We start from the raw sequence: 12,454 nt of genomic DNA on the forward strand, positions 1-12,454 counted from the left end.
GGCTACGGGGAAGCCCCACGAGGGCTTCTAGAATCACGGGACTGGCCCCTCGCCCGAAGGAACCCGATGACCAGCGTCGAAGAACCGGCACACACACACGGGCGCATCCGCGACGCCGTCCGGACCAGGGCCGAGATCCTCGACGTGGCCACCAAGGAGTTCGCCCGAGCCGGCCTGGCGGGCGCCCGGGTGGACGAGATCGCCGCCCTCACCCGCACCACCAAGCGGATGATCTATTACTACTTCGGCGGCAAGGAGCAGCTGTTCACAGCCGTCCTGGAGCGCGCGTACTCCGCGATCCGGCAGGCCGAACAGGACCTCGACGTCGAGCACCTGGACCCGGTCGCGGCCATCCGACGCCTGGCGGAGCTCACCTTCGACCACCATGAGGCGCACCCCGACTTCATCCGCCTGGTGAGTATCGAGAACATCCACGAGGGCGAGCACATCGCCGCCTCCGAGCAGCTCGGGAAGATCGGCTCGCCCGCGCTGGAGGTGATCCACCGGATCCTGGAGTCGGGCCGCAAGTCGGGCCTGTTCACGGCCGAGGTGGACGCCGTGGACCTGCACGCCATGATCAGCTCCTTCTGCTTCTTCCGGGTGTCCAACCGGCACACCTTCGGCGCGCTGTTCGGCCGTGACCTGACGGCCCCGGACCAGCGGGAGCACTACCGGGCGATGCTCGGGGACATGGTCATCGCCTATCTGACGGCGGACCGCACGGCCTGACACGGGGCAAGATCCTTCGCCGCGGCCTCTTGACACCCGGGAAACGTGGGCGCAACATCCGTAGCCAACCGCTACTAACTAACCAGTGGGTTAATTAGCCGGGCAGCTCCCGGCATGGCCGTCCCATCACCCCAGGGATCCGGCATCTCTCCCTCCCCTCCGCTCACTCCACCTATGTTGGAGTTCCCTCGAAGGAGCACGCCGTGGCGGATTCCGTCGCACCCCGCGACCCCGCAGCACCCTTGGACGCCCCGCCGGGTGGCCAGCCGAGGAAGGCCGCCACGGCCGCCTGGATCGGCAGCGCGCTGGAGTACTACGACTTCTTCATCTACGGCAGTGCGGCCGCCCTGATCTTCCCCAAGGTCTTCTTCGACGAGTCCGACCCGGCCACGGCGACCCTGCTGTCGCTGGGCACGTTCGGTGTCGCGTACGCCGCCCGCCCCGTCGGCGCGCTCTTCCTCGGGCACTTCGGTGACCGGGTCGGCCGCAAGAAGATCATGGTCTTCACGCTGATCCTGATGGGCCTGTCGACCTTCCTCATCGGCTGTCTGCCCACCCGCGACCAGGTCGGCACCCTCGCCCCGGTCCTGCTCGTGCTCTGCCGCGTCCTCCAGGGCATCTCGGCCGCCGGAGAGCAGGCCAGCGCCAACTCCATGACGCTCGAACACGCCCCGCCGAACCGGCGCGGCTTCTTCACCAGTTTCACCCTGAGCGGCACGCAGGGCGGGCAGCTCCTCGCCACGCTGGTCTTCATCCCGATCGCCGCGATGCCCGAGGACCAGCTGCTGTCCTGGGGCTGGCGTGTGCCGTTCTGGCTGAGCATCGCGGTCGCCGTCGTCGGCTATGTCATCCGCCGCAAGCTGGAGGAGACCCCGGCCTTCGCCCGGCAGGCCGCCGCCGAGGGTGTCGTGAAGATGCCGCTGCTGATCCTGCTGCGCGAGCACTGGGCGGACGTCCTGCGGGTGATCGCGGGCGCACTGGTCGCCTCGGTCTCCACGATCTTCACGGTGTGGGCGCTGGCGTACGCGACCAGCGACTTGGTCGGCATGAACCGCTCGTCCATGCTGTGGGTGGCCGCGCTCGCCAACCTGGTCGCGCTGGCCGCGATTCCGCTCTGGGCCACGCTCTCCGACCGCATCGGCCGCCGCCCGGTGTTCCTGGCCGGCGCCGCCGGCAGCGGGGTCATGATGTTCGTCTACCTGTGGGCGATCTCCACGGGCTCGTACCCGCTGATCCTGGTCCTCGGCATCGCCACCTTCGGCCTGGTCTACAGCGCCGCGAACGCCACGTGGCCCTCCTTCTACGGCGAGATGTTCTCGACCCGGGTACGCCTGTCGGGCATGGCGATCGGCACACAGATCGGCTTCGCAGTCGCCGGCTTCGCGGTCACCTTCGCCGCGGAGATCGCCGGTCCGGACGGGGACGACTGGTTCTCCGTCGCCCTGTTCACGGCGGCCCTGTGCATCCCACCGGTGCTGGCCGCGATCACGGCGCGCGAGACCCACCGGGTGCCGACGGAGCGGCTCGGCGAGCGCGGCGCCGAGAACCTCGCGACGCGCGAGACCGTGTCGGCCTGAGCCTCCCCCTCCCAAGTCCCCGACAGCAATGCGCTGTTCGGGGATTTGGGCATATCAGGGGCGGCCGGCACGCACGCGTGCCCCGAAAGGGGCGCGGGGAACCGCGCGAGAAGCCCCAACCGGCCCACAGGTTCCTCACCGCGCTTCCATCGGGGCGCTCAGCTGCGCGGAATGCCGTACACCCGCTCCACCCTGAGCCGCAGCACGAGCCGCCCGTCCCGGACCATCGCCGCGCGGTAGTCGTCCCAGTCGGGATGTTCGCCCCGCACGGCCCGGTAGAGGCGGACCAGTTCCTCGACGGTCTCGTCGTACGGGTCCCGCGCCACGGGCGTCAGGTCGGCCACGCCCTCGACCACGGTGTACGTCCAGCGGTCAGCGCTGGTCACATGGTAGGAGACCCTCGGGTCCCGGCGCATGTTGCGGGTCTTCGCGCGGGAGTCGGTGAGGGAGACACGGACGACACGTTCGTCGGGGTCGTAGGCGTGGTTGACGTTCGAGAGCTGGGGACGGCCATCGGCCTTGAGGGTGACCAGCACTCCGCCGTCGTACTCGGAGAGCAGCTTCAGCAGCGGGTCCTGCGCGTCGTCCTGAGTCATGTCTCGCTCAACAGAACGCCACCGCCCTTTCATTCCGATTCACACCGAGTAGACACTGTCTACTCGGTGCTGGTAGACAGTGTCTATGAGCGATTCCCTGCGTACCCGCCTGATCGATGTCGGCGTCGACCTGGTGACCTCGGAAGGCGTGCACGCGCTCACCCTCCGGGAGATCGCCCGCCGCGCCGGCGTCTCGCACGGCGCCCCTCGCCGCTACTTCCCGACCCACCTGGAGCTGCTGTCCGCCATCGCCCGCCGCGGCTTCACCGAGCTGGCGGCCAGGGGGGCACAGGCGATCGAGGACAGTGGGCGCGGTACGGCGGGACCCCGGGAGCAGATCGCCGTCCTCGGGCGCGTGTACCTCGACTTCGCGCTCGCCAACCGGGGCATGCACGAGCTGATGTTCCGTCACGACCTGCTGGAGAGCAACACGTTGGGGCTGCGTGAGGCCAGCCTGCCCGTCTTCGCCCAGCTGGTGGATCTCGTCGGGCAGGCCCGGCCGGAGGCCGACGCCCGGCTCCTCGCCGGGTCACTGCTGGCGAACCTCTACGGCATCGCCCAGCTGTGGACCTGGGGCAGCCTCCAACTCACCACGGGCGCCGACGACTTCGCACCCCTGCTGCGTACGGCCCTCGACGCGCACCTCGGACCGGAGGAGCGGTGAGCGCGCATCGGGTCCGGGGGTCCGGGAGTCGTCCCCCGGGAAGGCGCAGTGCTCTCGCGAGCAGTGTGATCGGGGCGGTGGTCGTCGCTCTCGACGGCACCGTGCTGACCATCGCGCAGCCCACCCTGCAACGGGAACTGCACGCCTCGTTCGCCGAGGTCCAGTGGACGAGCACCACGTATCTCATCGCGGTGGCGAGCCTCCTCGTGTTCGCCGGGCGGCTCGGCGACCGGTATGGGCATCAACGGCTGTTCGCCATCGGGGTGTTGGGGTTCGGGGCGGTGTCGGCGGGCATCGGGTTCGCGTCCGGGGTGGGCTGGGTGATCGGACTGCGGGCCGTTCAGGGGGTCTTCGGCGCGCTGCTGCAACCCGCCACGCTCGGGATGCTGCGCGCCGCGTTCCCGCCCGAGCGGCTCGGGATGCCGATCGCGCTGCGGACCAGTGCGATCGGGGTGGCCGCGGCGGCCGGTCCGCTGGTGGGCGGTGTCCTGGTGACCCAGGTGGGCTGGCGGGCGGTGTTCTTCCTCAATGTCGTACCGGCGCTGGTGCTGGGCGTCCTGGCGCTGGCCGTCCGTGCTCCCGGCCCTCGCCGGTCACCCGAACCCGGACAGGGGCGGCTCGACCTCCCCGGCGCCGCGCTGCTTGCGCTGTCCCTCGCCTGCCTGGTGCACACGCTCGTCGGTGTCCCGGAGCACGGCTGGAGCACATCAGGCGTCCTCGGGCTGCTCACGGCGACGGGCGCGGGCCTCGTCCTCGTACGCCATGAGCGGCGTACGGGTGACCCGCTGCTGCCGCCCGACGTGCTCGGATCGGTGGTCGTGGGCGCCGCGCTGGGCATTCTCGTGGCCGCGTCGGCTGCGATGTTCGGCACACTCTTCGTGGCCAGCTACGTACTCCAGGACGAGCTGGGCATGGACCCGTTGCGCACGAGTCTGGCCGCGCTGCCCGGCGGCGTGGCGATGGTGCTGGGGGCACCCGTGGCCGCCGTGCTGCTGCGTCGGTACGGGGCCCGGCGTACGACCGTGGCCGGTCTGGTCATGCTCGCGCTGGGCGTGCTCATACTGTCCCGGGCGTCCGGGACGGTGGCTGTCGGCGGTGGATTCCTGCTGCTCGGAGCAGGTTTCGCCGCCGTGATGGTGACCGCGACAGCCGTCGTCGTACGGCATGTCCCGGCCGGGTCCGCAGGGGTGGCGGGCGGGTTGCAGCAGACCGCGATGAACGTCGGCCCGGTCCTCGGGGTGGCCACGGCGGCCACGCTCGCCACCGCCACCGACGGACTGCGGACCGCGTTGCCCGTGCTCGCGGGCGTGGCCCTCGTCGGCGTACTCGCCGCCCGAAAACTGCCGGTCATGGGCGACGCGAAGGCGACGCCTGTCGGGTCCCTGCGTCACCATGGGGGGTCTTAGGCCTGAGGTGATCCTGTCGGGGTATGACAGGACGGCACTTCAAGCGACCGGAGGGGAACGATGGCACAGCTGCGACAAGAGGTCGAGCCGAGCGAGGTCGGACTGGACGCGAAGGCGCTGGACCGCCTCGACCAGCACTTCGCCCACGTTGTCGACGAAGGACGCCTCCCCGGCTTCCTCGTGTCCGTGGCCCGCGCCGGCCGCGTCGCACACCTCACGACGCACGGCCACCGCGACCGGGCGGCCGCACTCCCGGTCGAGTCCGACACGTTGTGGCGGATCTACTCCATGAGCAAGCCGATCACCTCGGTCGCCGCGCTGATACTGCTGGAGGAGGGCCGGCTCGCGCTCACGGACCCCGTGTCCCGCTTCCTGCCGGAGTTCGCCGACCCGCAGGTGTATGTGAGCGGTTCCGGGAGCGACCTCGTCACCCGGCCCGCCCAACCCCTCCTGATCCGGCATCTGTTGACCCATACGGCGGGCCTCACCTTCGCCTTCTACCACTCGCACCCCGTCGACGCCCTCTACCGCGAGGCGAACCTGGAGTCCTCGGTGGTGCCGGGCTCGACCCTGGCCGAGACCTGCGCGGTGTACGCGAACCTGCCGCTCCAGTTCGAGCCGGGCACCCAGTGGAACTACTCGGTCGCCACGAACGTCCTGGGCCGGGTCATCGAAGTGGCTTCCGGGCAGCCGCTCGACGAGTTCGTCGCCGACCGTGTCTTCCGCCCGCTCGGCATGACGGACGCGGGCTTCTGGGTGACCGCCGAACAGGCGGACCGACTGGCCGAGTTGTACGGGGAGACAGGGGACGGCGGTATCGAGCCGACCCTCGGCCTGCCGCTGAAGTACCGGCCCCGCTTCCTGTCCGGCAGCGGCGGTGTCGTCGCCACCGCCCACGACTACCACCGGTTCATGGAGATGCTGCGCCGCGGCGGTGAACTCGACGGCGTCCGCATTCTGTCGGCCGAGACCGTGGCCCTGATGACCCGCAACCAGCTGCCGGGCGGCGCCGACCTGCGCACCTTCGGCGCCCGTCCCCACGACGAACCCGGCAACGCGGGCGTCGGTTTCGGCCTCGGGGTCTCGGTCGTGATCGACCCGGGCCGCACCACTGCCCCGGCCGGCCTCGGCACGTACGGCTGGAGCGGGGTGGCGACGACGACGTTCTGGGTCGACCCGAGCCGTGATCTGACGGTGCAGTTCATGACCCAGGTGCGACACAGGACGAGTCAGTCCTACTGGCAGGACCTCAAACGACTGGTGCACGAGGCGGTCGTCACCGAGTAGTCGCCCGTGGGCAGTGGGCAGTTGTAGAAGCAACAGGTGGGGAGCGTGCCGTCGTCAGCCGACGGTGAGCCTGAACTCCAGTCCCTCCCCGCCGAGTTCACTCAGCCACTCCTCCGAACGCCGTGCCGTCTCGGCGGCACGGCTCAGACCCGGCGGCAGCGAACCGTCGAGGATGTGCCGGACGCCCAGGGCCAGCGTGCGGGAGACGCACCTGGCCATCGCGCTCTCGGCCGTGTCACCCTCCACGTCGAGGAGAAAGCGGCCGGACCAGCTCCGCCGGCGCCCCGAATCGCCGGCCCCCTCCGCGTCCGCATCCACCTCAAGGGAGACGGCAAGGACCACGCGGTCGCGGTCGGCGTCAGTCGTCGGGTACCGGGCCGCCAACTCCCTTGCCAGGGCGCCGATCCGGTCGTCGTCGCCGCCCTTCAGCTCCTCGAAGACGGAGTTCCAGGCGCTCAGCCAGCCGTCCAGGCGCAGGGTGCCCCGGACGAAGGTCCGCGCCTGCCAGGCCGACGGCAGCTCGTACTGCTCGACGAACGGCACGCTGTCCCGGTTCGGGTACACCTCGAAGGTCTCCCCGTCGATCACATGGGGGTGCGTCACCTCCCAGGGCCGCTCGGCGACGGTCTCGGCACCGTCCTCGATGTAACGGGCGGGCGAGCGAAGGGCGTTCAGGACTCCGGCGGGCGCCCAGCTGAACCGGTACCTGAAGTCGTTGGGCACCGCGGGGATGCCTCCGCAGTACGACGTGAGGCGGTACGAGGCCGGCGTGCCGGCGCCGATCGCGTGCTCGGCGCGGGTGACCAGGCTGTGCGCGAAGAGATGGTCGATGCCCGGGTCGAGCCCGCACTCCGTGAGGACGACCAGACCGGCCGCCTCCGCCGCCGGGACGTGCTCAAGTACCGCATCCGACACGTAACTCGAGCACGCGAAGTGAGCCCCACCCTGTACGCAGGCCGCCAGCAGCGGGGCGTGTTCGGGGGCGGGGAGCATGGAGACGACGACGTCTCCGGGGGCCAGTTCGGCGCTGAGTGCGGCGAGGGTGTAGGCGCGGGGTTCGGCGCGGCCGGTGAGGCCCAGGTGGGCCAGCGCCTCGGCCGCACGCTCCTCCGTACGGTGCCACACCCGTACGTGTCGTACGGCGTCGCTGTCGCACAGCGCGGCCAGTCCGCCGCCCGTGGACAGGCCCACACCGATCCAGTGGACCGTGCCGCTCGCGGGAACGGTGTCAGTCATGCGCGGGCTCCTCCGTCGCTACCGGAACTCCCCGACTCGCCCTTGACCAGGCCGAGTTCACGGCATGTCTCGTCGAACCGTTCCAGACAGCGCCCCCAGGGGCCGCCCACCTCGAAGTCGAGCAGCTGGGGCACCAGGGCGGCCGAGAAGTCCGCGCTCGCCTCGCGGGGCAGCAGGGACGGCAGGTTGTCGATGGCGATCAGGTCGAGCGGCAGCTCGTCCCGCAGCCGGCGCACGGGGTCGTCCCAGGTGGTGGCGGTGTCGTACACCGGGAGAAGGTTCATCGGCGAGCCGACGTCGACGGTGACGTCCGAGAGGGTGCGCAGACGGCGGCCGGGTGTGTCCAGATCCCCGTCCGTCAGGAAGGGCGGCACCGGGCTCGTCGTGAGGACGGTGTTGACCAGCAACTCGTGAGCCAGCAGAGCGGGTCGGTCCAGGTTCCGGGTCTCGGCCAGGTCCCAGCAGGTGGGGTCGATCCCGGCCTCGTCGAGCGCGACCCGCGCACCCCGGCCGCTGCGGCCCAGGGCACCGATCACCAGCGCGCTCATCCGGGTCCCGGGTGCCCGGAGTTCGGCCTCCAGCGCCTCCTTGGTGGTCGGCAGCAACGGAGTCGCCAGCTTGCCGCGGTGCTGGAGCACGGCGAGGGCCGCCCCCAGATATCCGGCCCAGAAGCCGAAGGCGGCCAGCCGCCTCCCCCGGTCGTCCGCCAGGTACTCCAGGTCCAGCAGCGCCCCGCCCCCGGCGACGAAGCGGCTCAGCAGCTCGGCGGCGCCCGGCTGGCCCTTGTAGGCGTGCCCGAAGTAGATGTGCCGGTGGCGCAACTCGCCGGGCTGGTCCGGGAGTTCCTTGAGACCGACGATCACCGCGTCCGAGGGCGCGGAGACCCAGGACCCGGCGTCGGCGACGCCGCAGCCGACCGCCTCGTACTCCCGGGTCGGGAAGATCCGCTGCGGGGACTCCTCGACGGTCAGGCGCACGCCCTCTTCGACGAGCCGCCGGGCGTCGGACGGGACGACGGGCGTGCGGCGTTCGGTCGTACGGGTCTCGTGGCGTAGCCACAAGTGGAGCTCGGTCATACGAGGTTGACCTCCGGGCGCAGGGCATCGGCCGCGAAACGGCCGGCGTTCAAGGGGCTGATGTCGACGAAGGGTACGCGGCCGAGGTAGAGGTCGCGGACCACCTCGCCGACCGCCGGTCCCTGGAGGAATCCGTGGCCGGAGAACCCCGTCGCGTAGAGGAAGCGGGAGGGTGAACTCGCCTCCCCGATCAGGGCGTTGTGGTCCGGGGTGATCTCGTACAGGCCCGCCCAGCCGCCGGTGCGGCGCAGGTCGAGCAGGGCGGGCGCCCGGTGTTCCATCGCCTCGTACAGACGCGGGATCCAGCGGTCGTGGGTGTCGGTGGCGAAGCCGGTCGTCTCGTCGGGGTCGGACATGCCGAGGAGCAGACCGGGGCCCTCGGTGTGGAAGTAGAGGCTGCTGCTGAAGTCGATGGTCATGGGGAGCGTCGGCGGCAGTCCGGGGACCGGTTCGGTGACCGCGATCTGCCGGCGCAGGGGGTCCACGGGCAGGTCCACGCCCGCCATCGCGCCGACCGCCCGGGACCAGGCGCCGGCCGCGCAGATCACGGTGTCGGTGGCGATGCGTCCCTTGTCCGTGACGACGGCCGTGATGGTGTCGCCGTCGCGTTCGATGTCGGTGACCTCGGTGTGGCGCAGGACGGTGGCGCCGTGGCGGCGGGCGGCGGCGGAGTAGCCCTGGACCACCGCTTCCGGGGTGCAGTGGCCGTCGTCGGGCGAGTAGGCCGCGGCCAGCAGGCCGTCCGTGCTGATCAGCGGCGAGAGACGCTGCGCCTCGGCCGGGGCGAGCATCCGGCTCGGCACGCCCAGGCCGTTCTGCAGCGCCACCCCCGCCTCGAAGGACGCGACGTCCTCGGGCGTGGAGAGGAGGAAGAGATAGCCGACCCGGTGCAGTCCGATGTCGTGCCCGATCTCCTCCCCGAACCGCCCGAACGCCTCCAGACTCCGCGCCCCGAGCTGGATGTTGAGCTCGTCGGAGAACTGCGCCCGGACCCCGCCGGCCGCGCGTGAGGTGGACCCGGAGGCCAGTTCGTCACGCTCGACGAGAACCACGTCCCGTACACCCGCCCGGGCCAGCTGGTAGGCGATGCTCGTGCCCATCACCCCACCGCCGATCACGACCACGTCCGCCCGCGTCGGGGTCATCGAGCCACCCCCTTCGCCGCGCAGGAGACAGGTGCCACACAGGAGACGAGGCCGTCGGAGCCCGTACGAGCCGCCCGCACCCCCGTGCGGACCTGCCGATCCGTGTGAGCGGGCAGCCCGACCCGCAGGGCCTCGACAACCGTCCGGGGAACCGTCATCGCCCCACCTCCCGTGCCGCGTGGATGACGGCCCAGGCCGCCGCCGCGTCCTGTACCCCGAGCCCGACACTGTTGTAGAAGACGATGTCGTCCGGGCCGGTACGGGCGGTCCGCGCGCCGGTGAGGACCTCCCCGAGCCCGATCAGGTCCTCGCGGGAAAGAAGGCGGTCCCGCAGGGCGTCGACCACCGGTCCGGCGTGCTCCGCCGCGGTCGCCGGATCGTCGACGACGACGGCCGACGCCCGCCGTACGACCCCGGCGTCGACCTCGCTGCGGGTCGGCTCGAAGGAACCCACGCTGACCACCGTGCACCCCGGTGCGAGCCATGCGCCGCGTACGACGGGGGTGGTGCTGAGGGTGCAGGCCGCGACCAGGGACGCGCCGGTCACCGCCTCCCGGGGTGTGGCGGTCGCCTCGGCGGCGATGCCGAGTTCGGCCGCGAGCAGTTCCGCCGCCCGCGCGCGCCGCTCCGGGTTCGGGCTCCACACCCGTACGGACTTCAGGTCCCGTACCCGGGCGACGGCCCGCGCGTGGGCGAGTGCCTGGGTGCCCGAGCCGATGAGGGCCAGTTCGGCACTGTCGGCGTTGGACAGCGCGCCGAAGGCCACGGCGCTGGCTGCGGCCGTGCGCAGGGTCGTGACCGCCGTGCCGTCCATGACGGCGGCGAGTTCGCCGGTCACCGGGTCGAGGGCGGTGATGACGGCGTGCACGGTCGGCAGGCCGGCCGCCGCGTTGCCGGGGTTGACGCTGCCGAACTTCGCCACCGCGCCGGTGTCCCGGGACAGCCGGGAGACGTACGCGAAGACCACACTGTCGTCGAATCGGCTGGGATGCATGATCTTCCCGGGCAGATCAGGCGTACGGGCGCCACCCGCGCCCAACGCGCCGAACGCCGCGCGCTGCGAGGCGATCGCCGTGTCGGCGTCGAGGAGAGCCGTCACCTGGTCCCGGGAGAGGAAGAGGACGTCATCGTTCATTCCCTCTTCCTTTCCGGAATCGGGGCTTCTGGCACCCCCCGCGCGCGTCCGAGTGAGGCGCGCCCCCTGATCAGGTCTCCCGGCCGGGTCTCCCGGTCACGTCAGGACCAGTGCGCCACCGCGTCCAGATGCGGCAGGACGTGGTCGAGGCGCTCGCGCTTGGTCCGCAGGTAGGTGATGTTGTTCTCGCACGGCGGGATCAGCAGCGGCACATCCTCGGCGATCTTGATGCCGTGGCGGAGCAACGCCTCGCGCTTGCGCGGGTTGTTGGACATCAGGCGCACCGAACGGACACCGAGGTCGTGGAGGATCTCCGCCGCGACGCCGTAGTCACGGGAGTCCACCGGCAGGCCCTGCGCGAGGTTCGCCTCGACGGTGTCCAGGCCCTCCGCCTGGAGCTGCATCGCCCGGAGCTTGGCGAGCAGACCGATGCCCCGGCCTTCATGCCCTCGCAGGTAGACGAGGATGCCGCTTCCCTCGGCGACTATCGCGCGCAGCGCGGAGTCGAGCTGGTCACCGCATTCGCAGTGCTGGGAGCCGAAGGCGTCGCCGGTCAGGCATTCGGAATGCAGCCTGGTGAGAACGTCGTCCTGGGCGATCTCGCCGTAGACCAGCGCCACTTGCTCGTCACCGCGATCGTGGTCCATGTAACCGACCGCCTGGAAATCGCCGTACACGGTGGGCAACGGCGCATTCACCACGCGTTCCACTCCCGAGGCCTGGGAGGCTTTGCCGAGTACGCCAATTTTTTCTGTCATGATCTGGTTCCTAAGCAGAGACGAAAGGCCGGGAGAACATGGATGATTCGGGAATACGGTCGACGGCGTCCGTAGCGTTGCCCACTGGCGGCCTGTTGCCGGTGGACACTACGGAAGACGTACGGACACGAGCCGCCGGCGTCTCAACGCAGGTCGCGGTTCTTCCGGTCGGGAGCTTCGAACAACACGGTCCCTTCCTTCCGTTGACGACCGACACCCTGGTCGCCTGTGCCATCGCCCGGGAGATCGCATCCGCATACCCGGTGCACCTCCTTCCGCCGGTGACCATCGCCTGCTCGCACGAGCACGCCGCCTGGCCGGGAACCGTCAGCATCTCCTCCGTGACCCTTCACGCGGTAGTACGGGACATCGCCGATTCGCTGCGCCGCTCGGGCGTGGACGCCCTGGTGGTCGTCAACGGACACGGCGGAAACTACGTACTGGGCAATGTCGTTCAGGAATCCTCCGCGCGTGGTGAGCGCATCGCGCTGTTCCCGGCCGGGGAGGACTGGGAGACGGCGCGTGAGCGGGCCGGGGTGGTGACCTCGCTGCTCACCGACATGCACGCGGGGGAAATCGAGACCTCCATCCTTCTGCACGCTCATCCCGAATTGCTCCGTCCCGGTTTTGAGACCTCTGATTTCGTCGCCGACGACCGCCGGCATCTCCTGACTCTCGGCATGGCCGGTTACACCGATTCCGGTGTCATCGGCCGCCCTTCGCTGGGTTCCGCCGAAAAGGGGAAGGCGTTGCTGGCCAGCTTCGCCGAGTCCTTCGGGGCGTATTTCTCGATGCTCACCGCTGCCGATGCCGGGGCGGTTACCGGGGCCGGCGACCAGAAGTAG

Annotated in this window: 13 protein-coding genes; 6 read left to right on the forward strand and 7 right to left on the reverse strand. The window is 70.6% G+C overall.

Annotated features, from left to right (window positions below):
- Positions 1 to 66: 66 nt before the first annotated feature.
- Positions 67 to 729 (forward strand): TetR/AcrR family transcriptional regulator, encoded by a 663-nt coding sequence (locus tag OG734_RS06965; RefSeq protein ID WP_330286585.1) that lies wholly within the window; start codon positions 67 to 69, stop codon positions 727 to 729.
- A 203-nt stretch (positions 730 to 932) separates the two neighbouring features.
- Positions 933 to 2,306: an MFS transporter gene (locus OG734_RS06970; RefSeq protein ID WP_330286586.1), complete on the forward strand. Its 1,374-nt coding sequence runs from the start codon at positions 933 to 935 to the stop codon at positions 2,304 to 2,306.
- A gap of 158 nt (positions 2,307 to 2,464) precedes the next feature.
- Here the strand turns inward: OG734_RS06970 and OG734_RS06975 are convergent, their stop codons facing one another.
- Positions 2,465 to 2,902 carry a PPOX class F420-dependent oxidoreductase gene (locus tag OG734_RS06975; RefSeq protein WP_330286587.1) on the reverse strand — a complete coding sequence of 146 codons (438 nt, stop codon included), beginning with the start codon at positions 2,900 to 2,902 and terminating at the stop codon, positions 2,465 to 2,467.
- A gap of 85 nt (positions 2,903 to 2,987) precedes the next feature.
- Between OG734_RS06975 and OG734_RS06980 the strand changes: the two genes are divergently transcribed.
- From OG734_RS06980 to OG734_RS06990, 3 genes are all read left to right on the forward strand, one after another.
- Positions 2,988 to 3,566 (forward strand): TetR/AcrR family transcriptional regulator, encoded by a 579-nt coding sequence (locus OG734_RS06980; RefSeq protein WP_330286588.1) that lies wholly within the window; start codon positions 2,988 to 2,990, stop codon positions 3,564 to 3,566.
- A 77-nt stretch (positions 3,567 to 3,643) separates the two neighbouring features.
- Entirely contained in the window at positions 3,644 to 4,972 is a 1,329-nt protein-coding gene (locus OG734_RS06985) for an MFS transporter (RefSeq protein ID WP_330286589.1), read from the forward strand.
- Positions 4,973 to 5,032: 60 nt separating this feature from the next.
- On the forward strand, positions 5,033 to 6,259 hold the full coding sequence (locus OG734_RS06990) for a serine hydrolase domain-containing protein (RefSeq protein ID WP_330286590.1): 1,227 nt from the start codon (positions 5,033 to 5,035) through the stop codon (positions 6,257 to 6,259).
- Positions 6,260 to 6,313: 54 nt separating this feature from the next.
- On the opposite strand, the gene OG734_RS06995 is transcribed toward OG734_RS06990, so the two are convergent.
- The 6 genes from OG734_RS06995 to ribA form a co-directional block, all read right to left on the reverse strand.
- Positions 6,314 to 7,495 carry a saccharopine dehydrogenase family protein gene (locus tag OG734_RS06995; RefSeq protein ID WP_330286591.1) on the reverse strand — a complete coding sequence of 394 codons (1,182 nt, stop codon included), beginning with the start codon at positions 7,493 to 7,495 and terminating at the stop codon, positions 6,314 to 6,316.
- Positions 7,492 to 8,571: a saccharopine dehydrogenase gene (locus OG734_RS07000; RefSeq protein WP_330286592.1), complete on the reverse strand. Its 1,080-nt coding sequence runs from the start codon at positions 8,569 to 8,571 to the stop codon at positions 7,492 to 7,494. Before OG734_RS07000 ends, OG734_RS06995 begins: the two co-directional genes overlap by 4 nt.
- Positions 8,568 to 9,716 (reverse strand): NAD(P)/FAD-dependent oxidoreductase, encoded by a 1,149-nt coding sequence (locus OG734_RS07005; RefSeq protein WP_330286593.1) that lies wholly within the window; start codon positions 9,714 to 9,716, stop codon positions 8,568 to 8,570. The genes OG734_RS07000 and OG734_RS07005 overlap by 4 nt, the downstream gene beginning before the upstream one ends.
- Positions 9,713 to 9,874: a hypothetical protein gene (locus tag OG734_RS07010; RefSeq protein WP_330286594.1), complete on the reverse strand. Its 162-nt coding sequence runs from the start codon at positions 9,872 to 9,874 to the stop codon at positions 9,713 to 9,715. Before OG734_RS07010 ends, OG734_RS07005 begins: the two co-directional genes overlap by 4 nt.
- Positions 9,871 to 10,851: an ornithine cyclodeaminase family protein gene (locus OG734_RS07015; protein ID WP_330286595.1), complete on the reverse strand. Its 981-nt coding sequence runs from the start codon at positions 10,849 to 10,851 to the stop codon at positions 9,871 to 9,873. The genes OG734_RS07010 and OG734_RS07015 overlap by 4 nt, the downstream gene beginning before the upstream one ends.
- 101 nt (positions 10,852 to 10,952) lie before the next feature.
- Positions 10,953 to 11,609, reverse strand: a complete 657-nt coding sequence (ribA, locus tag OG734_RS07020) for a GTP cyclohydrolase II (RefSeq protein ID WP_330286596.1) — start codon at positions 11,607 to 11,609, stop codon at positions 10,953 to 10,955.
- A gap of 38 nt (positions 11,610 to 11,647) precedes the next feature.
- Here ribA and OG734_RS07025 point away from each other — a divergent pair, with 38 nt between their 5' ends.
- Entirely contained in the window at positions 11,648 to 12,454 is an 807-nt protein-coding gene (locus OG734_RS07025; RefSeq protein WP_443064835.1) for a creatininase family protein, read from the forward strand.

This window comes from Streptomyces sp. NBC_00576 (assembly GCF_036345175.1).
In the GTDB taxonomy this organism is placed as follows: domain Bacteria; phylum Actinomycetota; class Actinomycetes; order Streptomycetales; family Streptomycetaceae; genus Streptomyces.

Excerpts from the sequence above, each read along its gene's own strand:
- OG734_RS06965 (WP_330286585.1), top strand. The coding sequence starts at position 67 with ATGACCAGCGTCGAAGAACCGGCACACACACACGGGCGCATCCGCGAC.
- OG734_RS06975 (WP_330286587.1), bottom strand. The coding sequence starts at position 2,902 with ATGACTCAGGACGACGCGCAGGACCCGCTGCTGAAGCTGCTCTCCGAG.
- OG734_RS06980 (WP_330286588.1), top strand. The coding sequence starts at position 2,988 with ATGAGCGATTCCCTGCGTACCCGCCTGATCGATGTCGGCGTCGACCTG.
- OG734_RS06990 (WP_330286590.1), top strand. The coding sequence starts at position 5,033 with ATGGCACAGCTGCGACAAGAGGTCGAGCCGAGCGAGGTCGGACTGGAC.
- OG734_RS06995 (WP_330286591.1), bottom strand. The coding sequence starts at position 7,495 with ATGACTGACACCGTTCCCGCGAGCGGCACGGTCCACTGGATCGGTGTG.
- OG734_RS07000 (WP_330286592.1), bottom strand. The coding sequence starts at position 8,571 with ATGACCGAGCTCCACTTGTGGCTACGCCACGAGACCCGTACGACCGAA.
- OG734_RS07005 (WP_330286593.1), bottom strand. The coding sequence starts at position 9,716 with ATGACCCCGACGCGGGCGGACGTGGTCGTGATCGGCGGTGGGGTGATG.
- OG734_RS07010 (WP_330286594.1), bottom strand. The coding sequence starts at position 9,874 with ATGACGGTTCCCCGGACGGTTGTCGAGGCCCTGCGGGTCGGGCTGCCC.
- OG734_RS07015 (WP_330286595.1), bottom strand. The coding sequence starts at position 10,851 with ATGAACGATGACGTCCTCTTCCTCTCCCGGGACCAGGTGACGGCTCTC.
- ribA (WP_330286596.1), bottom strand. The coding sequence starts at position 11,609 with ATGACAGAAAAAATTGGCGTACTCGGCAAAGCCTCCCAGGCCTCGGGA.
- OG734_RS07025 (WP_443064835.1), top strand. The coding sequence starts at position 11,648 with ATGGATGATTCGGGAATACGGTCGACGGCGTCCGTAGCGTTGCCCACT.